Raw genomic sequence first — 22,795 nt, forward strand, 5'->3', positions numbered from 1 at the left:
ACTGGAGAACGAATTGCGTCCCGTGCTGAGATTGGAGGGCTCGCGATGCACAGACCACGTCAGCATTTGAATATTCCTACTGAGATTGTTCGCACCGTCGTTGCGATTGCGGAGACGGGAAGTCTATCGAAGGCCGGCGAACGTCTCGGCCTCAGTCAGCCGGCGATCAGTTCGCAGGTCAAACGACTGCAGAGCCTGATTGGTGGCGCGCTCTTCGTCAGAACGGCAAACGGCACCACGACCACCGAGCTCGGCAAGGTTGCCGTGCAGCAGGCAAGGCGCATCCTCGAAGCGAACGATCAACTGCTTCGGCTCGGCGGCAATCATGAAGGACCGCAGCCGTTGCGGCTCGGCATGAGCACGATGCTTGCCGACGAATTCCTCAAGCTGCATCCGGCCGATGCGCTCGCCGACGTGCTGGTTCACGCCGACATGTCGCCGATCGTGATCAGGGGATTGATCGACGGCTACATCGACATCGCCTTCGTCTACAGCAATCCGTCGCTTGAGAACGAAGACGAGGTAACAATCGCCGCCGAGGCCGACGAGCGTTCGGTGTGGGTACGATCACGCGATTTTGTCCTGCGGCCGGGCGCCCCGATCCCGATCCTGGCGTGGCCGGGTGACGACTGGATGATCCGGACGCTCACCAAGCACAACATCTCGTACAAGATCGTGTTCAGGAGCCCGAACCACCAGCTGCGACTGGAAGCCGCACGGGCCGGATACGGCCTGACGGCGTGCCCCGAGCGGATGATCCCGTCCTCGCTGATTTCGGCGAAGGACTATTATCTTCCGGAGCTTCCGGTGCAGAAGCGCTTGCTGTGTGTTCGACCGGGCCTCGAGGGCAGCCGTGCGACGGCGATGGTGCAGCGGTTGTCCAGCCTGTTCTTCAGCGGCGCGAAGCCGATGCGTCAGGCGAGCAACATGTAGTCCGGTGCTGCCGCATTCCTGCGGCACCGATCAATAGTGCGGTGGGCGCTCGCTGGCGGGGCCGGGCGCCTGGCGTTCGGCCTCCTGAAGCCGGTCGCGCAACTCGGCGAGCTGGCGCGTCAACGCATCGATCTGCTTCCATTGCGCCGTGATGGTCTGGTTGAGCGTCTCGATGGCTTCGTCCTGATAGGTCAGGCGGACCTCCAGCGCATCGATCCGTTCGTTCAGTCTTGCCGTGTCACTCATGCGTGGCGTCCTTGCGTCCACGCTCGCGCAGCCCGTGGCCGAGCGCGACACGCTCGTCGAACACAAAGCAGTCGCCGCGCCAGCGGCTGTCCTGCTGCGACGTTTCCTCGAGATATCTGAGGATGCCGCCCTTGAGGTGATAGACCTCGGCGAAGCCCTGCGTGAGCAGATAGGCGCTCGCCTTCTCGCAGCGGATGCCGCCGGTGCAGAACATTGCGATCCGGCGGTGCTTCGCGGGATCGAGGTGCCGCGCGGCAAATTCCTTGAATTGTCCAAAGCTCGCGATCCTGGGATCGATCGCGCCTTCGAAGCTGCCCATCGCGACCTCGAACGCGTTGCGGGTGTCGAGCACCATGATGTCGGGCGAGGCGATGAGTTCGTTCCAGTCGGCGGCGTCGACGTAGGTGCCGACCTGCCGCGTCGGATCGACCGTGGTATCGCCGAGCGTCACGATCTCTTTCTTCAGCCGTACCTTGAGCCGCTGGAACGGCATCTGCGCGGCCTCGGAGAATTTCAGCTCGAGATTGTCGAGGCGGCCGCCGAACAGCGGCCCGTGCCTGAGTTCGGCTACGAAGCCATCGATCGCTTGGTCGCTGCCGGCGATGGTGCCGTTGATGCCCTCATGCGCGAGCAGCACGCTGCCCTTGAGATCGAGCTCCGCGCAGAGCGCGCGCAGCGGCTCGCGCAACGCGCGGAAGTCGGGCAGCGCGGCGAACTGGTAGAAGGCGGCGACCTTGAGGGGCATGGCCGGGGTTTATCAGGCCGGCCGGGTCGGCGTAACCCCGCAAAGCCATGCATTACCGGGATAATCCCTCTGGCATGCCAGGCATTGCTCTGCCCGGGATGAATGTGCCATGTACTCCGCACCATCCGCCGCAGCAGCATCAGCCCATCACGATCAAGCGAGCTCTCCGTTATGAGGAATTTCCACTTCGCCGGCCGTTCCACGGTCCACGCCCAGAACGCGATGGTCGCCACATCGCATCCGCAGGCGGCGCTGGTGGCCCTCGAGGTGATGCGCGAGGGCGGCACGGCCGCTGACGCAGCGGTCGCGGCCTGCGCGCTGCTCGGCGTCATCGAACCGCAATCGACCGGCATCGGCGGCGACTGCTTTGCGCTGATCCAGCCGAGGGGCGAGGGCAAGATCACGGCCTACAACGGCAGCGGCCGGGCGCCGATGGCGGCGACCGCCGACTGGTATCTCGAACGCAAGATCCATTCGGTGCCGCTGACCTCGGCGCACGCCGTCAGCATTCCCGGCGCCATCGATGCCTGGGACGTGATCCTCAGGGATCACGGCAAGTTCGGCTTCGACCGGCTGCTGCAGCCCGCGATCAAGGCCGCCGAAGAAGGCTATGTCGTCGCTCCGCGCATCGCCTTCGACTGGAAAAACGGCTTCGAGAAGCTGAAGAACGGCACCAACACCGAGCGCTATCTGCTGCCGCACGGCAAGCCCGCGGTCGCGGGCGACGTGATCCGCCAGCCCGAGCTCGGCAAGACGCTGCGCGCCATCGCGCAAAAGGGCCGCGATGCCTTCTATAGCGGCGAGATCGCCGCCGACATGGTCGACACGCTGCGCGGCATCGGCGGCTTGCACACGCTGGAGGACTTTGCGGCGCATTCGACCGAGACGACCTCGCCGATCGGCACGATGTACAAGGGCTACGACGTCTGGCAGTGCCCGCCGAACGGCCCGGGCATCACCATGCTGGTGATGCTCAACATCCTGTCGCGCTTCGACCTGACCAAGTTCAAGCCGCTCAGCATCGAGCGCTTCCACCTCGAGGCGGAGGCCGCGCGCATCGCCTACATGATGCGCGAGCAGTATATCGCCGATCCCCAGCACGCCCACGTCGATGTCGCCGGCATCCTTTCGAAGGAATTCGCCGACGAGCACATCAAGAACATCCGGATGGACCGGCTGCTCGAACTGCCGAATGTTGCGCCGCCGATGAATCCGTCGACCGTCTACATCACGGTGGTCGACAAGGATCGCAACGTCTGCTCCTTCATCAACTCGATCGCGCATTCGTTCGGCTCGGCGATCGTCTCCAACAAGACCGGCGTCCTGCTGCAGAACCGCGCCGGCGGCTTCCGTATCCAGCCCGGCCATCCGAACTGCATCGCACCGGGCAAGCGTCCGCTGCACACCATCATCCCGGCGCTGGCCACCAGGAACGGCCGTGCGGTGATGCCGTATGGCGTGATGGGCGGGCAGTATCAGCCGGTCGGCCAGACCCATGTGCTGACCAACATGCTCGACTATGGCTGTGACATTCAGGAAGCGATCGACATGCCGCGCGGCCTGCATTACGAGGGCGTCTATCAGCTCGAGGACAGCGTGCCGGCGGAGATTGTCGAAGGCCTGAAGAAGATCGGCCACAAGACCACCAGCGTGGTCGCGCCGCTCGGCGGCGGCCAGGGGATCTGGATCGATTGGGAGAAGGGCACGCTGACCGGCGGCTCCGATCCGCGCAAGGACGGTTGCGCGCTCGGCTACTGATCGCGATCGATATCAATCAAGGAAGGACGTCCCGGATGCAATCTTCACGACGCACGATCATCAGGACTGCGTTCGCCGGCCTTGCGGCGGCAGTCTCCACATCCGTTGCCGGCGGTCCGGCAACGGCCCAAACCGCAGGAAAGCCCATGACCACAGCTTCAGGCCTCCAGATCATCGACAGCAAGGTCGGCACCGGCGCCTCGCCGAAGCCCGGCCAGACCTGCGTCATGCACTACACCGGCTGGCTCTACGAGAACGGCCAGAAGGGCAAGAAATTCGACTCCTCGGTCGATCGCAACGAGCCGTTCGAGTTTCCGATCGGCCAGGGCCACGTGATCAAGGGCTGGGACGAGGGCGTCGCCACCATGAAGGTCGGCGGCAAGCGTACGCTGATCATCCCGCCGAACCTCGGCTACGGCGCGCGCGGCGCCGGCGGCGTGATCCCGCCGAATGCGACGCTGATGTTCGACGTCGAGCTGCTTGGCGTAAAGTAAGCGGCACCCAAAACGGGGAGGCGCAGCGATGAAGATCTCGATCCTCGACGATTATTTCGACACGCTGCGCACCCTCGATTGCTTCCGCAAGCTCCACGGCCACGACGTCACGATCTGGAACGATCATGTTCAGGACGTCGACGCGCTCGCGGAACGGCTGCGCGACACCGATGCGCTGGTCCTGATCCGGGAACGCACCCAGATCCGCACCCCGCTGCTGGAACGGCTGCCGAAGCTGAAGCTGATCAGCCAGCGCAGCGTCTATCCGCATATCGACATCGACGCCTGCACGCGGCTCGGCATCATCGTGTCGTCGAGCCAGCATGCCGATACGCCGTCTTACGCCACCGCCGAGTTCACCTGGGGCCTGATCCTCGCCGCGATGCGCGCGATCCCGCAACAGATGGGGGCGCTGAAGGCCGGCAAATGGCAGATCGGCGTCGGCCATACGTTGCGCGGCAAGACGCTCGGCATCTACGGCTACGGCCGCATCGGTGCGGTGGTCGCGGGCTATGGCAAGGCGTTCGGCATGAACGTGCTGGTCTGGGCACGCGAGGGCGCGCTGGCGAAGGCCCGTGCCGACGGCTACGAGACCGCGGCCAGCAAGGCCGATTTCTTTGCCCGCTGCGACGTGCTGTCGCTGCATATGCGGCTGGTCGACGCCACGCGCGGCATCGTCAAGGCGGAAGACCTGGCGCGGATGAAAGACACCGCGCTGATCGTCAATACCAGCCGCGCGCCGCTGATCGCGCCGGGCGCGCTGGTCGATGCGCTGCGCGCCGGCCGCCCCGGTATGGCCGCGGTCGATGTCTATGAAAAGGAGCCGCTGCGCGACACGTCAGACCCGCTGCTCAACATGGACAATGTGGTTTGCACGCCGCACCTCGGTTACGTCTCGCGCGACGAATACGAGATCCAGTTCACCGATATCCTCGATCAGATCGTGGCCTACGCCGCCGGTACGCCGATCAATGTGGTGAATCCGGATGTGCTCGCACATCCGGATGTGCTGGCACATCCGCGCCCGCGCGGCTGACGAGCGTCGCACATGCTCGAACGCCGGGCCCGATCCGGCCGGCCGCCTCGTCTATCGTTCAGCGAGGCCAATGGGCCGCTGAGGTCGCTCTTTTGAGCGCATTTCTGACGATCCGCTTGGCGCCGCCAAGTGCTTTCTGTCCCTTGCCCTTGGCTTCCTGGATCGCGCCTCGGCCCTGCATCGCCGGAGAACCGGTGGCCTTGCCAATGCGCCGCCTGAGCCTGCCGATCGCCTCGTTGGCCCTGCCCCTGATCTTGTCGGTCGTGCTGGTCATGAAATACTCCTTCGAAATACGATGACGCAACGCGCTGGGATATCGCGATGTTCCGATTGGCAATGTTCCGATTTTGCGCTCGCCTGCGCGCGCGCTTTTCGGTAGCGTTCCAGGCACGAAACTCGACCAACGAAAGCAAGAACGATGAGCGGTTCCCACGATCACACCCATTCTCATGACCACGGTCATCACCATCACGACGACGAGCGCTGGAAGCACGACGGCGTCCGCGTGATTCCCGGCAACCAGCTCGATCCGAACGTCCCGTCGACGGCCGGCATGGACCGCAAGGCGGCGATCAATTTCGCCCGCGTCGGCGCGCAGAAATTGTGGGCGGGCACCGTCAGCATCAAGCCGGACGCCAAGACCGGCGCGCATCATCACGGTCATCTCGAAAGCATCATCTATGTCGTGAAGGGCAGGGCGCGGATGCGCTGGGGCGAGAAGCTGCAGTTCACCGCCGAAGCCGGCCCCGGGGATTTCATCTTCGTGCCGCCCTACGTGCCGCATCAGGAGATCAATGCCAGTCCCGACGAGGTGCTGGAATGCGTGCTGGTGCGCTCCGACGGCGAGGCGGTCGCGATCAATCTCGACATCGAGCCGGTCGAGAAGCCGGAGAACGTGCTGTGGGTCGATCCGGTGCACCGGCATCCCGACGAGAAGAAGTGACGAGGCGGCCAGGCCGCGTTGAAATAACAACAAAACAGGGAGGCCAGCATGACGCTCGTTCGTTACGAGAGTGCGGATCACGTCGCCACCATCACGATGACCCGCACCGAAAAGCACAATGCGCTGAACAATGCGCTGTGCAGCGAGTTGCGCGATGCCTGGCTGCGCTTCCGCGATGGCGACGATCGCGTCGCGGTGCTGGCTTCCTCGGAGGAGAAGTATTTCTCGGTCGGCGCCGATGTGGGCGACCTTCCAGTCAATATGTGGCACGCCGTCCCCGGTCTGGGCGTCGAGCTGGACAAGCCGGTCGTCGCGGCGACGTCTGGCTGGGTGGTCGGCGGGGCCTTCGTGCTGGTCCAGATGGCCGATTTGTGCGTGGCATCGGAGACGACGCGCTTCATTTATCCCGAGGGCAAGATCGGAACCACGGCGGGTGGCGTCTCGTCGGTGATGGCGCGCATGCCGCACAAGATCGCGATGGAGTTTCTTTTGGTCGGCGAGGAGATGTCGGCGGAGCGCGCCTACCAGATCGGTTTCGTCAACAAGGTTGTGCCAAAGGGGCAACATATCGCGATGGCACAGGAGATGGCCGCGAAGATCGCCGGCAACGCGCCGCTGGTGGTCCGCGCGCTGAAGAAGCTCGCCCGTGAAGCCATGCCGAAGGGGCCGTTGGAAACGGTCGCCGACGTACGGCGGCTGCTCGACGAAGTCAGGGACAGCGAGGATCTCAAGGAAGGCGTCAAGGCCTTCAGCGAGAAGCGCAAGCCGAGATTTACGGGAAAATAGCCGGACGCGCTGAGCCCTCCGCTCGTCATTCCAGGGCGACGCGTAGCGTCGAGCCCGGAATCCATCTCACCACAATTTCAGCGGTGAAATGGATTCCGGGTTCTCGCTTCGCGAGCCCCGGAATGACAAGTTGAGGCTACACAAACACCCGGTGATCGATCGCCCCGTTCGGCACTACATAGCCGTAGCGCGTGTGCGACGGCTCGGGGCCGGCCTTCTCATACCGCGCCTTCATCATCGCAAAGCCGTCGCCCTTGATGTCGAGCATCGCGCGCTTCGGCTGGAGGTTGTAGAGCCGCGCATTGTTGTCGCCGAAGATCGCGGTCTTCACCGGTCCATCGGCGGGCCCAAGCGGCGCGTAGCCGAACTTCTTCTGCATCATTTCGGGGATCTCCAGCCGCCGCAGTCCCTCGATCTGCCATTGCGGCGCGCCGGTCCACAGTGCGTCGGTGCCCCAGCAGACGTGGTCGACGCCGAGCCCCTTGATCAGGGTGCCGATCAGCGCGGCGCAGACATTGGGCTCGGCGACCAGCGTGGTCGCGAATAGCTGCCCGACATCGCCGTAGACATTGTTGACGCTATACTGCGCCGGGATGTCGGCGAGGTCGGAGGTCCAGGCGATGCGGCCGGTGCGCTCGAATTCGGCGAGCGCGACCCTGGGATCGCCGCCGACATGGCGATAGGCCGAGTGGTAGATGATGAAGTTGAGCTGCGGCCAGTCCTTGGCGGCCTGGCCGACATCGGCGACGTCGGCGAAGCCGCGCAGGTTCGGATACCGCTTCTCGATCCCGGGCGGGAACAGTCCCTTGTGGACGCAGACATTCCTGATGCCCGCCTTCACCATCTTCTCATAGCCCTTGTAGGCGACCTTCTCGTCGTCCAGCCGCCAGGGGTAGCGGCTGATCTCCTTGTGGGTGTTGTCGCCGATCGTGTAGCCCTTGCAGGATTCCGGCTTCAGCGCCAGCGCAGCGTCCAGCTTGTCGAGCCAGCCGGGCTGCCCGGGCGTGAAGATCGCGTGACAGAACACACGGCGCGAGCCGGCCTCGTCGTTCATCTTCTTGCGCGCGTCGGCCATCTGCTCGTTGGTGAGGAACCAATCCTGCTCGATATCCGAAGGCGCCGAGGAGATCAGCGCGATCTTGGTGTCGGAATCGAGAAACATCTCCTTCTTGTAGTTGTTGAACTTCAGATCCTCGATGGTCTGCTCGTGATCATTGAGCTCCTTATTCCAGCCGGCCTTGCCGACCGCCTTGCGCATTTCCACAAAGCCCATGATGCGGGTGTCGTCGCGCAGGAAATGCGTGTGCATGTCCATGATGAACTGGTCTTTCAACCCGTTCGCGCGGTCTTGCGCCATCGCGGGTGTTGCGGCTTCCGCCGGCGTCACGTCGAACAGCTCCCCGTAGACCTGGTTCATCGCGACAAAGGAAGCGGCCATGCCGGCCGCGGTCTGGAAGAACCTGCGGCGATCGAGGCCCTGCTTGCCGCCGAGATCGTCGGCCATCGCCAGCAGTCGCGCCTCGACCTCGCGCTGCCGTTCGTTCTGCGGGTCGGGATAGAACTCGTCGCTGGAGACGATCTGGGTCGGGATCGGCGTCTGGTGCTGGCACAGTTCCGAGGGCATCAAGGCGGCAAGTTCTTCGTCGGTGAGATTGCTGCTCATTCTTCGCTCCCGCTTCTCGCCGGATTGTTCCGGTCGGACCGCGGCGGAGACTAGGACCAAGTCCGTCCGTCGTCCGCGCAGAATGCCGGAATGTGCGTTCACAAGATCGTGCATCACCGCTCCGTCATTGCGAGGAGCGCAAGCGACGAAGCAATCCACGCTTCCGCAAGCGGCGCCATGGATTGCTTCGCTTGCGCTCGCAATGACGGTTGTGGATGCTAGCATCGCGCAACTCGGGGGTCGAACGAAGCTCCGTTGTTCCGAAGGGGAGGCCAGCCATGAAGCATTCAGACCATTCGCGGCGCACCATCATCAAGGGCATTGGGGTTGCAACCGCCGGAGTGCTCGGCGCAGCGCCTGCGCAAGCTGCGATGGCCGTTCCCACTGAGGGAGAAATATGGAGCAACGAATATTGGGCGAAGAAGGGCGACGTCCCCTTGTGGATGTTCCGCAAGCGGATCGGCGCGCCGAAGCCGGGCGAGCCGGCGCGGCCGGTGGTGTTCTTCGTGCACGGCTCGTCGGTGACATCGAGGGTGTTCGACCTCCCGGTGCCGGGCAAGGGCGAGTACTCGCTGCTCAATGTGTTCGCGCGCTACGGCTTCGATTGCTGGACCATGGACCACGAGAACTACGGCAAGTCCGGCCGCACGTCGGGCAATGCGGATATTGCGAGCGGCGTCGAGGACCTCAAGGCCGCGGTCGAGGTGATCGCGTGCGAGACCGGCGAGAGGCGATATCACTTCATCGGCGAATCCTCCGGCGCGCTGCGGGCCGGTGCCTTCGCGATGGCGGCGCCCGAGCGGATCGGCCGGCTGGTGTTCGCCGCCTTCACGTACAAGGGCGACGGTTCGCCGACACTGGCGAAGCGCGCCGAGCAGCTTGCCTATTACCGCAGCCACAACATGCGCAAGCGCGACCGCGACATGATCCGCTCGATTGCAACCCGCGACCGGCCCGGCACGTCGGACCCGGCGGTGATCGAGGTGCTGGCCGATGTCGAGATGCAGTTCGGCGACCAGATCCCGACCGGCACCTATCTCGACATGACCGCCAATTTGCCGGTGGTGCATCCGGAGAAGGTGCTGGCGCCGGTGCTGCTGGTTCGCGGCGAATATGACGGGATCGCGGCGGTCCCCGATCTCGAGGAGTTCTTCAACAAGCTGTCGAATGGCGACCGGCAGTTCATCATCCTGCCCGGCACCGCCCATTCGGTGGCCCTCGCCACCAATCGTGAGCTGTTCTGGCATGTGACACGGGCATTTCTGACCATGCCGGCGCCGATCGTGACCTGAGGCGGCCTGCGGCACGACGCCGCAAGAAAAATTTGCGCGGCGATGTCGGGAAGCGGCTATGCGGTTCGTCCTCGGGTCACAACCCCGCCAATTGGAGTGCTTCTCATGGCCAATCCCAAAATGATCTTCGTCAACCTGCCGGTCAGCAATCTTGCCCATGCCACTGCGTTCTATGAGGCGATCGGCGCGACCAAGAACCCGCAATTCTCCGACGACACCGCCTCCTGCATGGTGATCTCGGAGGCGATCTTCGTCATGCTGCTGACCCATGACAAATTCCGCCAGTTTACGTCGAAAAAGATCGCCGACGCCAAGACCACGAGCGAGGTGCTGGTCTGCCTCTCCGCCGATAACCGCGACGCCGTCGACGGCTACGTGACCAAAGCCACCGGCGCGGGTGGCACCGCCGATCCGTCGCCGAAGCAGGACTATGGCTTCATGTACGGCCGCAGCTTCGAGGATCCCGATGGTCACATCTGGGAAGTGATGTGGATGGACGTCGAGGCTGCGACGAAGCAGTCCGCCGCGGCCACCGCCTGATCGCGGCAAGGCGGCGTGAGCCGTTCTCCCTCGCTCCCCCGCCTCGCTTGCGCGAGGCGAGGGATGTTCGCTTCAGGCAGCGTCGGTCACAGCGTGGGCGGCCTTTCTCCCCTGCGGCAGCTCGGACGGTTGGCAGGGAAGGGCCGGAAAGTTCAGTTCGACCGTGGTGCCGCCTCCCGGCGTATCGCGGAGGGAAACACTGCCGTTGTGGGTGGTCATCACCTGGGAAACGATCGAAAGCCCGAGCCCCGTCCCTTCCGCGCCGGTGTTTCCACGCTTGAAGGGTTCGAGTAGACGTTCGGGTTGGCCAAGCCCGAGACCGGATCCGAAGTCAACAACGCTCAACCGCGCCGGCGCCTCGACCTTGATGAGGACGGATCCGCCCGCGCTACCATGCGTCACGGCGTTTCGGATCAGATTCGAGAGTGCAACGCCGATCGCGGTTTCCGAACCGCGCACCCGGACCGGGTGACGCGGCTCGGTGAACTCGACATCGCTTCCGTTCTTCAAAGCCATTGGCACGTGTTCGGCCGCCACCCTGCGCGCGAGCGCAGCAAGATCCATGTCGATCAGTTCGGCGGGTTCGGCCGAGATGCGCGCCAACTGCAGCAGCATGGTGACAATCGACGACAGCTTCTGGTTCTCGGCTATCAGCTTGGTACGCAACGGAGCGTCCTCGACCTGCTCGAGGATGGTGCGCGCATTGGTCAAGGGCGTCCGAAGTTCATGTGCCGCATTCGACAGGAAATTTCGCTGCGCTTTTGAAGCGGTGTCGATCCGCGACAGCGCGCGATTGAAGGCCATGACGAGAGGCAAGAGCTCGGATGGTGCATTGTCTTCCGGCAGCCTGCGGCCATCGGAAACCCCGTCGATCATCTCGGCGGCCGCGGCGACGGCCCGAACGGGACGCGCAATCAGCGTCGGCACGAAAACCATGGCAGTAAACGCCGTCGCTGCCAGCACGAGGATGATGGGGAGCGCAACGATCGTTGCATCGGTAAGCGTTCCGACCGTCAGTTGCGTTGCCGTATAGGCCACGCCACCGGTTTCGATCCATACCTCGCCCACCGGCGTGTTTCGGACGCCGGCCATCTTCTTCAGCTTTGTGGTTTCGCCGTCGATCGCATAGGCGAGGAAACTCGTCCCGTCGCGTGACACCAGCGTCTTTTGCGGACGCCATTTCGGCACCGGTCCGTAGCTGACCTCGCCACTCTTGTCGGAGACGACATACCAGAACGTCGGAAAATTGCGGGTGATCTCCTCCAGCCGCGAGGTGTGCTTGAGGGCGAGCTGGCCCGCCTCGTTGCGTGTGACGGCTGCCTTCAAGGCGTCGGCGACGTCGGCCGCGGCCCAGGTGCCGTCGTCGTCGCCGCCAAACCGGATCAGCAAGGCTGCCGCGCAGAGCAGCATGATCGTCGTCACGGCGCCGATGAGCGTCGCGGACAGCACGGCAATCGAGCGATGGATGCGCTTGAGGGTTTGCCACTTGGACATCATCATTCACCACTCAACAGATAGCCGAGGCCACGGACCGGCTTGATGACGATCCTGCAGTTGGCCGCACGGAGCCGTCGGCGCAGCCGCGAAACATGCGCCTCGATCGCGTTCGATTGAATCTCGTCGTCAAAATCATAGGCCGCAACTTCAAGCGTCTCGCGCAGGACCACGCGCCCGATCCGCCGCACCATGGCTTCCAGGATTGCCAGTTCACGCCGCGGGACGACAATCGGCTGGTGATCGACGCAGACCTCGCGATTGAGGACGTCGTAGCTGAGATTGCCGATGCGAACGACCGCCCCTCGATCCAGGAACAGACGCCGGAGTACCGCTTTTGCTCTTGCGACCAGCTCGATCGGTTCAAATGGTTTGGCCACATAATCGTCCGCCCCGTCGTCGAGGGCGCGCGCAATATCGACGGGATCGTCAAGTGCCGTCAGCACGATCGTCGCGGGGCTCGGCTTCTGTTGCTTCAGGTCGCGCAGCAAGGCCAGGCCGTCGCCATCCGGTAGTCCGCGGTCGATCACCACGAGTTCAAAATTCCGGACGGCAATCGCGGCCCGGCCTTCCTCGAGCGTCGTGACCATATCAGATGAGCCGAAGGCCGTTCCCAGAGTATCCCGCAGCCATGGCCCAAGCTGAGGGTCATCCTCCACGACCAGAACTCGCACCGCATTCTCCCAAGCATGAGACACGGCTTCTACCATTACGGACGGATTACCATAAGATTACGGCTGGTCGGAAAAGTGCGATATTTCATCTCAATACGTTGATGTGATTGGCGTTCCCTTGACGTTTCCGTCGTCTTTTTGATGCGGGAAGCGATGAGATCGCCGCCCGATTGGCTGCCCTCGGAAAGACCCGTCGGGAGGGGCGCCGAAGCTCCGTCGATCGAGCTCAATCGCTTCTTCGCCTCGGCTTCAGGGGCAGCCAGATCGCGTCATGCTGAGCAGGAGTGCTTCGACAGAGTGGATAGGCGAATCGTGGTCGTCATGCGCATCGGCCGGAGTGCGCGCAATCGCCGCCGCGGCTAACGATCGCCAAAGCGTCAATGGCCCCTGCGGCCACTGCTGCCCCGTAACCGGCGCCGGCTTCGAGCACCAAGCACTCCAAAGCCAATCAGCGTCATGATCATCATGATGGCGAGTCTTTGCATGCGGATCTCCTCGACAAGATTGATCCGCCAGAGGCATCGATCAGCATTACCGGCGCATGACCGCCATCAGCGTTGGCGAGGGCCCCCGGGAGACCTGAGCTGAGCCGCGTCAGGCTGTCGTAATGCTGGCTGTGAAGAGCATGTCGATGGAAGCGCCGACATGGCGTTCGCGATATGAAAACGAAGGCTTCATGCCGGTAGATTTTGCGTTGTCGGCGATGGCCAAGCGGTCGGATCGCGATCCGGCGTGTTGGCGCCGCCCGTTCAACCGGTGGCTGGAAGGGGTCGAAGCAGGGTGGTCGGTACCACTGCTGCTCGCCTGCTTCGTCGGCATCTGGACGTTGTATCTGGCAGTGGCCTATCACGGCGCTGGCCTGCATCCAGACGTGCTGGAGACCTGGACGTATGGACGGCATTTCGCGTGGGGTTATCCCAAGCACCCGCCGTTGATGGGATGGGTGACCGGCGCGTGGACCTCGGTCTTTCCGCTGACCGACTGGTCGTTGCAGCTGATGGCGATGACGAATGCAGCGCTGGCATTGTGGTTCGTCGACTTGATTGCAAGGCGGTTTGTCGGCGGGCACAAGCGCCTGCTGGTGCTGCTCCTGCTCATGCTGACCCCGGCGTATCAGTTTCATGCGCAGCGCTTTAATGCCAACGCGGTGTTGCTCGCGGTCTGGCCGCTTGCGACCTATTGCTTCCTCCGTGCCTTTGAAACCAGGGCGCCGCTCTGGGCGATTGCTGCCGGGTTCACGGCATCGCTGGCAATGTTGGGCAAATACTATTCCATCTTTCTGGTGGCGAGCTTTGCGTTGTCGGCCATCATTCATCCCGCGCGGCGCGCCTACTTCACCTCCAGCTCGCCCTGGATCTCCACTGCGGCCGGGCTGCTCGCGCTGTTTCCGCACCTGCAATGGCTGGCCGAGACAGGCGCGGAGCCCGTCTACTACGCAGCGACCCATGTGCGGGCCGATTTCGTGACGTCTTTGCAAGACGCAGCCAATTTCCTGCTGGGCCTTGCTGCGGCAGTGAGTCTGTCCGCCGCGACGTGGGTGATGATCGCCGGGTATCGAATAAGGCGCCTGACTCGCGATATGGCGTCGTCGGATCCAAACCTGAAGCTGCTCTGGCACGTCGGGATCGGCACGATCGTGCTTCCTTTCATCACCTCCATATTCCTCTGCACCGACTTGCCGTCGCTATGGGCGCTGCAGGGATTGTTCCTGCTTGCCGTACCGATTGTTTGCAGCACCCGCTACCGGATCGAGCGCTTCTACACGGTCAATGCCGCGCTCCTCGTTGCCGGTATCGCGATCGTGGCTGCTGTGATCGCAGCCCCGATTCATGCGCTTTACCGTAACAGCCACGGCTATGAGGAGGGACGAAGCTTTTATCACCAGGCGGCGGACAAACTCACCCGCCTATGGCACGAGGAGATGGGGACGCCCCTGTCGATCGTCGGAGGCAACGATAGCCTCGGGCTTGCGGTGGCGTTCTACAGCTCCGATCACCCGTACTATGGCGATCCTTTCGCCTACCAGTATTCATTGGCACTGCCTCGCCAGCTGACGCCGGAGCGCGGCTGGGCTGCGCTCTGCTTCGATGATCAGGATGATTGCGTTGAATGGACTGAGCGGATGGCGGCGCAGGCCGGGCACTATGTCAGGCGCGAAATTTCCATTCAATCGAGCTTGTTCGGAATTCCAGGCGTCAGGCGAAACCTCGTTGCATTCCTGGTGGAGCCGCTTCGCGAGCCGGGCAGTGCTGCTTCAAGCCTCGCAACGATGTTGGCCAGAGCAAGGACGCATGTCTCAGCGAGCCGATCCACCACAGTGCGTCGGGCCGGACTGTTCGACGTGATCCGCTGACCGGATGCTTCAGAAAGTCGCTGCCACGATCGCGACCGTAAGCTTGCGGTAATCGGCAGCCGCTTTATCGGCCGCGGGTCAAGGGCGTCATATCGTGAAGGATAGTGCTCCATGTTTACTCGGTTGGTTTGCATCAGCCTTGGTGTTTGCGTCATCGGTGCTACCGCGTTGGCACAGACATCTCCATCAGTCACCGGCTCGACCCGCCAGGTACCCGCGACACGAGAGCCGGTCGGCCGGACCGAGAAGATCAACCTCAACACCGCGCCTGTCAGCGAGTTGGTGAAGCTTCCGCACCTCAGCGTTCGCGCCGTGACTGCGATCACGGAGGCGAGAACGAAGTCGAAGTTCAAGGACTGGAATGACTTCGTGGGCAGACGGGTTGTGCCGCGATTTGTCCGGAGCGAGATCAAGGACCTCGTGACGTTCTAGAGGCTCTCTGCCGCGGGCCGGACGTCCGGCACGGATAAGCCGACAACAGGACCGAGGGCACGGCGAAGCAGGATACTGGTCGCGCGACGATGTCATCCTGCGGTAAGCGCGATGGTTGATCGCTGCCACCGGCCCGCGCGGTTGTCGAACTCAAATAAGGATATGCGTGCATGAAACGAGTAGCTGTTCTCACGACCGCTGCGGTCATCGTGATGGGGTGTCTTGCATCGACCGAAGCCATGGCGCGCTGGCGGCGGGGAGATGCCGTGGCCGCCGGCGTGGTTGGCGGTCTCGCCGTCGGAGCCCTGTTGGGCTCCACCATGACTGCGCGGGCGGCGCCGGCCTATGTCTACGAGCGGGATTATTACTCGCCTCCTGTCGTCCACTATCATCGTCACGTGTACGATTACGGCGACGAATATCCGGGCGGATATGACCACGGCTATTCATATGGGTACCGCGATGGGTACTCGGATGGCTACTGGGACAACGACTGAACGGGGCAGCAAGACCGAGCGTCTTGAACACCGGAGGCCGAGCCCGTGCTTCACCTTCGGCCGCGTGCGGCTGAAGGTCGACAGCCGGGCCCGGCTTGTCGCCGCTGAACCAATTGACTACCGTCGATGCGGATGTCGATTGCACGGGGCAGGGTGATGCACGGCCGGACAGACGGTTCTTCGCTTGGATCGAAGGCAGACGTGGTGATCTGGCCGGCCATCGCAGCGATCCTTGCGATGGGCATCGGCTTCTCCTGGAATCCGACGCCGATAACGCAGCTGCTTGCGGCCGCCTTCGTTGCGTGCGGGATCGTGCACGCGGTCGCCTCCTATGGATCGAGGACCGCTCTCGTCTTCTTCGCGACGTGCGTCGCAGTCGGGTTTGCAATGGAGAATATCGGTGTCACCACCGGCTTCCCCTTTGGCCGATATCATTTCGAGATCGGTGCCGATCTTCTGAACGTCGGACGTATCCCGTTCGTCGTCGGCCCAATGTGGTTCGGTGCAGGCTATTTCTCCTGGGTCGTTGCCGCGACCCTGCTCGGCGAGGCCGATCGGCGGCTGGATCGCCGGTTCAACGTGATTGCGTTGCCCGTCGTCGCGGCGTTCGTGACCGCGCAGTGGGATCTGGTGGTTGACCCTCCCAGCGCGACGATCGCCAAGGCATGGATCTGGCACGAGGGCGGAGCCGTGTTCGGTGTGCCGCCGTCAAATTTCTTCGGTTGGCTGTTGACCTCATGGCTGTTCTTCCAGGCCATTGCCCTGTACCTGCACCACCGCAACGATCCGGTCAGGCCCGATCAAGCCACCGATCGCAGGCTGCGCCTCATCGGCATCCTGTTCTACGTCTCCGGCGGCATCACGCATGTCGTGCCGTGGATGTTGGGTCAGTCCGGTGTCATCGTGGACGCCGCGGGCCAGTCCTGGCGCTTGCAGGATATCCGTGCGGCGACCGTGGTGATCATGGTGTTCACCATGTTCTTCACGTCGCTGTTGGCGCTGATCCGGCTGCTGGACGGTGCGCGCCCAGACGGCGGCTCCCGTCCTAGTAACTGATCCGCAGTCCGACGCCGCCATGCACCGTGTTGCCGACCGGCTGCGGTCCGGCGGTGCCGTTGAGGAAGAGGTCAGCGATCCAGCCCTTGGTGATGCGGAAGCCGACGCGGCCGCCATATTCGAACCAGCCCTGATTGCCGATCGTCGGCACGATGGTGCCGTCGCCGGTGACGGTGGCGACGATGCCGGAATGGGTGGCGAAGGATTGCACCCAGCCGCCATTGATGTTGGTTTCGATGCTCGATCCGAACAGACGCGTCCACTGGCCGCCGATCTTGACCAGGCTGGTGCGATCGGTGCCGTCGGCGATGGTGGCGTCGAACGGATTGAAGGCTATCGCCGGATCGCTGTAGCCCTTGACCCGCTGCCATAGCTGCCAGACCTCGACCGAGGCCGCGACCTCGTCGCGCGCCGACAGCCGGCTGATCCAGCCCGCGCGCCCGTACACGCCGTAATTCTCGCTCGAGGTCTGGCCGGTGACCGAGACCGGGCCGAGGCTGGTCGTGTAGCTGCGGGTGTAGCGCACCTTCTCCGACGGCGAGAGGATGCTGCCGATGTCGAAGAACGGCCGCGACGAGCCCCAGTCGACGAAGTCATAGCGCAGCGCGAAGGCGCCGATCGGCGCGCTGGTGACGTTGTAGCCGCCCTCGCCATATTGCGTGTAGGCGATGCCGGCGAGCAGCGACAGGTTCGGCGTGATGGTCTTGCGGCCATGGATGCCGGCCGAGAACGAGCCGGCGGAGCCGAACGCACTGATGCAGTCGTCGCAATTGACCTGCTCGTTGACGCCGAGCAGCACCGATCCGAGCACGCGGTTCGTGATCATCTGGTTGAAGCGCTGGTCGGCGAGGCCGTTGATCGAACTGCCGCTCGAGGGAGCGCCGGTGATCGGCGTCGGCGACGGACTCGGCGTTGGGGTCGGCGTCGGCGTCGGCGTCGGTGTTGGCGTGGGAGTGGGTGTCGGCGTGGGGGTGGGCGTCGGTGTGGGGGTCGCTCCACAGTTCGACGACACAAACGCTGACAGGTTGGTATCGGGAATCGACGTGCAGTGCGGCGTTGGAGTTTGAGCCTGCGCCGGCGCAGCCAGCGCCTGCAGCATCGCGAACGACAGCGCCAACGTCAGAGCCGTCGACAGGACCACGTGATGGATGCGCCGCGCCATCGTCACCGTCCGCACAGCATGCCGGTGTCGTCGACCGTCGGAGTCACCGGTGTCGCATCGGCGAACTGGGTGACGGTGCAGAGCCCTGCGGCCTGGGTGCAGGTCGCGGCAAAGGTCCAGGGCGGGTTGTTGGTCTTCTGGATCGTGGTGCGGCCGCCGCTCGAGGTGATGATCGCAGTGTCGCCGGGCTGGGTCAGGTCGATGCACTGCCGGTTCGACGTACACACCGTCGATGCGCCTTCCTGCAACACCACGGTGGTCTTGCCGCGCTGCGACAGGATGTCGAGCACCGTGCCGCGAACACCGATGGTCGCAAGCGGCGTGGTGATCTTGTAGGCGGCCTTGTCCGAGTGGCCGGTGACGAAGCGGAATGCACCCGAGGTCAGGCGGACCGCGACATCGCGATAGTGATGCTCGTCGTCGAACACGGTGCGATCGAGCTTGAGTGAGGCATTCGGCCCAAGCGAGAGGTTGGTGCTGTCGGCCATCACCAGCCGCGCGGCGCTCTCGAGGCCGGTGCGCACCGTCTCATCGCGCAGCAGTGCGTCGCCGACATTGATCGGCGTGGTTGCAGCCGCTACGCGGACGACCTCGTTCTTCACCATCGCCGCTTCGCCGACGCGGGTCTGCGCCTGAGCGGGATGCGCCGTCAGGGCGACGAAAAGACCGAGTGCAAGCAGGGAAAAAAGGCTGCGAGGCGAATTCATTGCAATACCGATCGACTGAACGCAGTCATCGTACCGGATCGGACATGCATCTGATATTGTATATATGTCACAAACTCCCCCGAGGTGACTGGATGGTTAGTCTCTGTCGTTTCGATTGCGTTCAACGCTGTGGTTGTGAAAGTGAGTTCCGATCACACAGGTCACACGCGGCGCGTGCAACGGCGCGATCGTAGCTCACACTTCGCTCACACTCGTCCTCCTCCACGTGCTTGCCCTTTGAATATCGCATCCAAATCTCCTTCTGTTCTGCGGCGTCCGGCCGCTCGCACGGCGATCGTCGCGGCGATCATCTTCGTCGTCGCCCACGTCGTGCTGCTGCTCGGGATCACGGCGCCGGACAAGCTCTATTTCGATGAGGTGCATTACGTGCCGGCGGCGCGGCAGATGCTCCAGCCGGTGCTCGAGGGCCCGATCCTCAACCCGATGCATCCGCCGCTTGCCAAGGAGATCATCGCGCTCTCGATCAAGGCATTCGGCGACGTGCCGCTCGGATGGCGCTATCCCGCGGCGCTGTTCGGCGCGCTGGCGCTGGTCGCCGTCTATCTCGGCGCGCTCGCGCTGTTCGCGTCGCAGGAACGCGCGATCGCTGCCGTGCTGCTGGCCTTCTTCAACCAGATGCTGTTCGTGCAGTCGCGGATCGCGATGCTGGATATTTTCGCGCTCGCCTTCTGTCTGTTCGCGATTGCAGCATTCATCCAAGGCTTCAGGCACGCGCGGCCGCACTCCGCTTTTGCGCTGGTGGGACTGGCCGCGGGGCTGGCGTGTGCCTGCAAATGGAGCGGATTGTTCGTGCTTGCGACTTGTGTCGCGATCATTGCCGCGGTCCGCCTGATGCAGGGCTGGCGCACGCGCTTTGCCGACGCCAATGCGGAGGACTGGTACCGGCCGGACCTGTGGCCCGATTTCCGTCTACCGCACTTCATTGTCTGTTTCGTGCTGATTCCGGCGGTCGTCTATCTCGCGACCTTTGTGCCGCTCTACGGTCTCTCGTTCAGCGACATTATCGAGGCGCAGCGCCGCATCTTTGCCGACAACACCACGACCGCGATTGCGGGCCACACCTATATGAGCTCATGGCCGTCCTGGCCGTTCCTGGTGCGTCCGGTCTGGTATCTGTTCGAGAAGGTCGGCGATGACAGCTTCGCGGCGGTCGTGTTTCTGGGCAATCCGCTGATCTTGTGGCCGGCATTGATCGCGCTGATCGTCGCGCTGCGCGATTGGATCGTCGCCCGCAGCCGCGATGCGTTTCTCGTGCTTGCGTTCTATCTCGGTCCGTATCTCGCCTGGGCGCTGCTGCCGCGCACGCTCGGCTTCATCTATTACTATCTGCCGGCGGCGACCACCGCGAGCTTCGTGCTGGTCTACGCCTTGACGCGCAAGGGCGCGCCGCGCTGGTTGCTGTGGGCCTTCGTCGCGGTCGGATGCGCGGGCTTTATCGCGATGCTGCCGATCACGGTCGCCGCGATCGAGACGTCGATCGCGACCTTCAATCGGCTGATGCTGTTCCAGAACTGGATTTGAAATCCCTCCGAAACACGCGATCCGCCTGCCGGGGTCTGACAGGCGGATCGGACGTTCGGGAGATTACTGCTGCGCCGTCTTGGTCTCCATGTTGACCACCTGCACGCGGCGGTTGGTCGGGTCCATCGGCGCGTTCGGGTCCTTCGGCCGGGTCTTGCCGTAGCCGACGGTCACGAGATCCGAGCCGTTCAGGCCGTAATGCTCGACCAGATAGGTCTTGATGGTGTCGGCGCGGCGCTCCGAGAGATCCTGGTTGTAGGCCTCGCTGCCGATCGCATCGGTGTGGCCGGCGAGGACGAAGGTCGAGCCCTTCATGCTGGCATCCGACAGCGCCTTGCCGAGCTCCTGCACCGCCTGGGCCGAGCCCTTGGCGATCTCCGCCGAGTTGTAGTCGAAGTGAATCTCCAGATCGATCTTCGGCTTGTTGGCGGCGATGTCGGCGATCTCCTGGCGTTCGCCCAATGACAGCGAGCGGGTCTGCCGGTTGCGAACGCTGTTGAGGAAGCTTGCCTCCTTGGCCGAAGCGGCCGGGTCGACCGGTGTGCCGGAGAGGCTGCGGGTGGCCGACTTCGGCTTCAACGCATTGAGGATCTGGGCGGCCGGAACGGTGTCGCTGCCGGCCAGTGCGACGCCCGCCGTCATCGACAGCGCAGCGCCGATTGTCAAAAGAGACAAGGAATGGGAGCGGGTCATGGTTTTGGTCCTTAAGTGTCCGGCCAGCCAATCCGGCTGCTATCGTTTTGATGCTGGGAACCTAGGACGGGTTCAAAGCCGCGAATGTGATGTAGGTCACTGTTGGATAGACTGCCACTGCCGGCGGGGGCGCGTGGTGGGGAGGAGGATATCATGGCCCACGTCAATCGCGTCCTTCGCTCGATCGATGACGAAGGTGCCTCGCGCTGCGTCGATATCTTCCTTCGGCCGGATCGGACTGTTGGCTTCGAGGAGTATCGGCGGGACGTGGAAGATGGCCGCGGCTGGTTTCCGGTCGGCGGTCATTCGTCCCGGGTCTTCCATGAGGAAAGCGCCGCGCTCGCCGCGGCGCTGGCGGATGTTCCCTGGTTGCGGCGAGCCGTTGGATCGCAGTAGTCGGCTCGACGCGCCGCCCAACGTCCAGAGGCGATGATCATGCACGGCTGATTTCCCTCGCACCGCTCTCCACAGCGGCGCGAATCTCACTACATTGCCGGGGCAATGCCCCGCGCCGCCGAACCCTTATCCCTGAACAATGCCGCAGCCCGCCATATCTGGCTGCGCGCCCAGCGGCTCGATATCCAGGCACCGTTCGGGGAGGGCGCGTCAGCCGTGGCGGCGGCCGTCGACCATCTCGGCTATGTGCAGATCGATACCATCAACGTGATCGAGCGCTGCCATCACCATATCCTGTTCAGCCGGATTCCGGACTACCGCCGCGCCGACCTCAAGCAGGCGCAGAGCCAGGACAAGAGCGTGTTCGAATACTGGACGCACGCGCTGTCCTACATTCCGTCCAAGGACATCGGCATTTTCCTGCCTGTCATGAAGGCGCACAAGCGCGATGGGCACAAATGGTATTCGTCGGTGACCCCGGCGGATACGCGCAAGATCATGCGGCTGCTGCGCGAGGGTCCGCTGACCATCCGCGACATCGAAGACGACGTGCTGACCGAGAAGGAGCATCTCTGGCAGAGCCGGAAACCCTCGAAGCGTGCGCTGCAGCTCGCCTTCTATGGCGGCGTGGTCACCATCAGCGAGCGCGCCGGCATGCTGAAGACCTACGAGCTGATGGGTAGGCATTTCGGCTGGGACAAGCCGCCGAAGGCAGCGCCGGCCGCGGCCCGGACGGCCTATCTGCTCGATCGCGCGTTGCGCTCGCAGGGCATCGTCAGCCTGGATTCGATTTGCCACCTGGACGCGCCGAGCAAGAAGGCGGTGCGCGGCCTGATCGAGGCGAGGGTGCGCCGCAAGGAGCTGGTGCGGATCGCGCTCGACGGCGCCGGCAAGCAGGAGCATTGGGCGCGGCCCGAGGTGCTGGAAGCGACCGGCGAGGGGGATCCCGCCCTGGTGCACATCCTCTCGCCGTTCGATCCGCTGATCATCCAGCGCAAGCGCACCGAGCTGTTCTTCGGCTACGGCCACCGCTTCGAGGCCTATGTGCCGAAGGAGAAGCGCGTGTTCGGCTATTTCGCGCTGCCGGTGCTGGTCGGCGACGACATCGTCGCCGCTCTCGACCTCAAGACCGACCGGCAGGACCGGAAGCTGCTGATGCAGAAATGGAGCTGGGTCGGCAACGGCAAGAAGCAGGCCTCGCGCAAGGAACTGAAGCGCCGCATTGAGGAGGAACTCGACCGCTTCGCGCGCTTCCAGTTGGCGGAGTAATTTCCAGAGCACGCTGAGATTAGCCTGAGCAAGCATCTGCAACGGAACTGCGTTCCCTCTCCGCTTGCGGGGGAGGGTTAGGGT

General features: G+C 63.6%; 24 protein-coding genes. 15 read left to right on the plus strand and 9 right to left on the minus strand.

Going from position 1 to position 22,795, the window contains the following annotated elements; genetic code table 11:
• The first annotated feature begins 45 nt into the window (after positions 1 to 45).
• Positions 46 to 933, plus strand: coding sequence for a LysR family transcriptional regulator (locus QMZ05_RS33665; protein ID WP_353704666.1), 888 nt, complete (start codon positions 46 to 48; stop codon positions 931 to 933).
• A 30-nt stretch (positions 934 to 963) separates the two neighbouring features.
• Here the strand turns inward: QMZ05_RS33665 and QMZ05_RS33670 are convergent, their stop codons facing one another.
• Positions 964 to 1,179, minus strand: coding sequence for a SlyX family protein (locus tag QMZ05_RS33670; RefSeq protein ID WP_353704667.1), 216 nt, complete (start codon positions 1,177 to 1,179; stop codon positions 964 to 966).
• Complete coding sequence (locus QMZ05_RS33675; RefSeq protein WP_353704668.1) at positions 1,172 to 1,924, minus strand: rhodanese-related sulfurtransferase; 753 nt, start codon at positions 1,922 to 1,924, stop codon at positions 1,172 to 1,174. The genes QMZ05_RS33670 and QMZ05_RS33675 overlap by 8 nt, the downstream gene beginning before the upstream one ends.
• Before the next feature lie 171 nt (positions 1,925 to 2,095).
• Here QMZ05_RS33675 and ggt point away from each other — a divergent pair, with 171 nt between their 5' ends.
• The 3 genes from ggt to QMZ05_RS33690 are packed head-to-tail and all read left to right on the plus strand — an operon-like array spanning position 2,096 to position 5,212.
• A complete protein-coding gene (gene ggt, locus QMZ05_RS33680; protein WP_353704669.1) occupies positions 2,096 to 3,682 on the plus strand; it encodes a gamma-glutamyltransferase in 1,587 nt (528 codons plus the stop codon).
• 35 nt (positions 3,683 to 3,717) lie between these two features.
• Complete coding sequence (locus tag QMZ05_RS33685) at positions 3,718 to 4,176, plus strand: FKBP-type peptidyl-prolyl cis-trans isomerase (RefSeq protein ID WP_074127875.1); 459 nt, start codon at positions 3,718 to 3,720, stop codon at positions 4,174 to 4,176.
• Between the two features lie 28 nt (positions 4,177 to 4,204).
• Positions 4,205 to 5,212 carry a D-2-hydroxyacid dehydrogenase family protein gene (locus tag QMZ05_RS33690; RefSeq protein ID WP_353704670.1) on the plus strand — a complete coding sequence of 336 codons (1,008 nt, stop codon included), beginning with the start codon at positions 4,205 to 4,207 and terminating at the stop codon, positions 5,210 to 5,212.
• Between the two features lie 58 nt (positions 5,213 to 5,270).
• On the opposite strand, the gene QMZ05_RS33695 is transcribed toward QMZ05_RS33690, so the two are convergent.
• The gene (locus QMZ05_RS33695) at positions 5,271 to 5,486 is read right to left on the minus strand and encodes a CsbD family protein (RefSeq protein WP_050424052.1); all 216 of its coding nucleotides are present in this window, start codon (positions 5,484 to 5,486) and stop codon (positions 5,271 to 5,273) included.
• A 144-nt stretch (positions 5,487 to 5,630) separates the two neighbouring features.
• On the opposite strand from QMZ05_RS33695, the gene QMZ05_RS33700 reads away from it, so the two are divergent.
• Positions 5,631 to 6,155, plus strand: a complete 525-nt coding sequence (locus QMZ05_RS33700; RefSeq protein WP_353704671.1) for a cupin domain-containing protein — start codon at positions 5,631 to 5,633, stop codon at positions 6,153 to 6,155.
• A 48-nt stretch (positions 6,156 to 6,203) separates the two neighbouring features.
• Entirely contained in the window at positions 6,204 to 6,941 is a 738-nt protein-coding gene (locus QMZ05_RS33705; RefSeq protein ID WP_353704672.1) for an enoyl-CoA hydratase-related protein, read from the plus strand.
• A gap of 136 nt (positions 6,942 to 7,077) precedes the next feature.
• Here QMZ05_RS33705 and QMZ05_RS33710 read toward each other — a convergent pair whose 3' ends face one another.
• Positions 7,078 to 8,604: an amidohydrolase family protein gene (locus QMZ05_RS33710; protein WP_353704673.1), complete on the minus strand. Its 1,527-nt coding sequence runs from the start codon at positions 8,602 to 8,604 to the stop codon at positions 7,078 to 7,080.
• Positions 8,605 to 8,882: 278 nt separating this feature from the next.
• On the opposite strand from QMZ05_RS33710, the gene QMZ05_RS33715 reads away from it, so the two are divergent.
• Both QMZ05_RS33715 and QMZ05_RS33720 read left to right on the plus strand, forming a co-directional pair.
• Positions 8,883 to 9,896 carry an alpha/beta fold hydrolase gene (locus QMZ05_RS33715; RefSeq protein ID WP_353704674.1) on the plus strand — a complete coding sequence of 338 codons (1,014 nt, stop codon included), beginning with the start codon at positions 8,883 to 8,885 and terminating at the stop codon, positions 9,894 to 9,896.
• Positions 9,897 to 10,001: 105 nt separating this feature from the next.
• On the plus strand, positions 10,002 to 10,436 hold the full coding sequence (locus tag QMZ05_RS33720; protein ID WP_353704675.1) for a VOC family protein: 435 nt from the start codon (positions 10,002 to 10,004) through the stop codon (positions 10,434 to 10,436).
• A gap of 72 nt (positions 10,437 to 10,508) precedes the next feature.
• Here QMZ05_RS33720 and QMZ05_RS33725 read toward each other — a convergent pair whose 3' ends face one another.
• Both QMZ05_RS33725 and QMZ05_RS33730 read right to left on the minus strand, forming a co-directional pair.
• Entirely contained in the window at positions 10,509 to 11,933 is a 1,425-nt protein-coding gene (locus tag QMZ05_RS33725) for a HAMP domain-containing sensor histidine kinase (RefSeq protein WP_353704684.1), read from the minus strand.
• Positions 11,933 to 12,604 carry a response regulator transcription factor gene (locus tag QMZ05_RS33730; protein WP_050424015.1) on the minus strand — a complete coding sequence of 224 codons (672 nt, stop codon included), beginning with the start codon at positions 12,602 to 12,604 and terminating at the stop codon, positions 11,933 to 11,935. Before QMZ05_RS33730 ends, QMZ05_RS33725 begins: the two co-directional genes overlap by 1 nt.
• 676 nt (positions 12,605 to 13,280) lie before the next feature.
• Between QMZ05_RS33730 and QMZ05_RS33735 the strand changes: the two genes are divergently transcribed.
• From QMZ05_RS33735 to QMZ05_RS33750, 4 genes are all read left to right on the plus strand, one after another.
• The gene (locus QMZ05_RS33735; protein ID WP_353704685.1) at positions 13,281 to 14,957 is read left to right on the plus strand and encodes a glycosyltransferase family 39 protein; all 1,677 of its coding nucleotides are present in this window, start codon (positions 13,281 to 13,283) and stop codon (positions 14,955 to 14,957) included.
• Between the two features lie 168 nt (positions 14,958 to 15,125).
• Positions 15,126 to 15,389 (plus strand): hypothetical protein, encoded by a 264-nt coding sequence (locus QMZ05_RS33740; protein WP_353704676.1) that lies wholly within the window; start codon positions 15,126 to 15,128, stop codon positions 15,387 to 15,389.
• Positions 15,390 to 15,559: 170 nt separating this feature from the next.
• The gene (locus QMZ05_RS33745) at positions 15,560 to 15,886 is read left to right on the plus strand and encodes a hypothetical protein (protein WP_353704677.1); all 327 of its coding nucleotides are present in this window, start codon (positions 15,560 to 15,562) and stop codon (positions 15,884 to 15,886) included.
• Between the two features lie 237 nt (positions 15,887 to 16,123).
• The gene (locus QMZ05_RS33750) at positions 16,124 to 16,942 is read left to right on the plus strand and encodes a carotenoid biosynthesis protein (protein ID WP_353704678.1); all 819 of its coding nucleotides are present in this window, start codon (positions 16,124 to 16,126) and stop codon (positions 16,940 to 16,942) included.
• On the opposite strand, the gene QMZ05_RS33755 is transcribed toward QMZ05_RS33750, so the two are convergent.
• Both QMZ05_RS33755 and QMZ05_RS33760 read right to left on the minus strand, forming a co-directional pair.
• Positions 16,932 to 18,104 carry a hypothetical protein gene (locus QMZ05_RS33755; protein WP_353704679.1) on the minus strand — a complete coding sequence of 391 codons (1,173 nt, stop codon included), beginning with the start codon at positions 18,102 to 18,104 and terminating at the stop codon, positions 16,932 to 16,934. The genes QMZ05_RS33750 and QMZ05_RS33755 overlap by 11 nt on opposite strands.
• A 2-nt stretch (positions 18,105 to 18,106) precedes the next feature.
• The gene (locus QMZ05_RS33760; RefSeq protein ID WP_353704686.1) at positions 18,107 to 18,709 is read right to left on the minus strand and encodes a FecR domain-containing protein; all 603 of its coding nucleotides are present in this window, start codon (positions 18,707 to 18,709) and stop codon (positions 18,107 to 18,109) included.
• Positions 18,710 to 19,048: 339 nt separating this feature from the next.
• Between QMZ05_RS33760 and QMZ05_RS33765 the strand changes: the two genes are divergently transcribed.
• On the plus strand, positions 19,049 to 20,353 hold the full coding sequence (locus tag QMZ05_RS33765; protein ID WP_353704680.1) for a phospholipid carrier-dependent glycosyltransferase: 1,305 nt from the start codon (positions 19,049 to 19,051) through the stop codon (positions 20,351 to 20,353).
• 63 nt (positions 20,354 to 20,416) lie between these two features.
• Here the strand turns inward: QMZ05_RS33765 and QMZ05_RS33770 are convergent, their stop codons facing one another.
• Entirely contained in the window at positions 20,417 to 21,046 is a 630-nt protein-coding gene (locus QMZ05_RS33770) for an OmpA family protein (RefSeq protein WP_353704681.1), read from the minus strand.
• A gap of 153 nt (positions 21,047 to 21,199) precedes the next feature.
• Between QMZ05_RS33770 and QMZ05_RS33775 the strand changes: the two genes are divergently transcribed.
• Positions 21,200 to 21,442, plus strand: coding sequence for a hypothetical protein (locus QMZ05_RS33775; RefSeq protein WP_353704682.1), 243 nt, complete (start codon positions 21,200 to 21,202; stop codon positions 21,440 to 21,442).
• Between the two features lie 105 nt (positions 21,443 to 21,547).
• A complete protein-coding gene (locus tag QMZ05_RS33780) occupies positions 21,548 to 22,711 on the plus strand; it encodes a crosslink repair DNA glycosylase YcaQ family protein (RefSeq protein WP_353704683.1) in 1,164 nt (387 codons plus the stop codon).
• Positions 22,712 to 22,795 lie beyond the last annotated feature (84 nt).

This window comes from Bradyrhizobium sp. INPA03-11B, from assembly GCF_040446015.1.
GTDB lineage: Bacteria > Pseudomonadota > Alphaproteobacteria > Rhizobiales > Xanthobacteraceae > Bradyrhizobium > Bradyrhizobium macuxiense_A.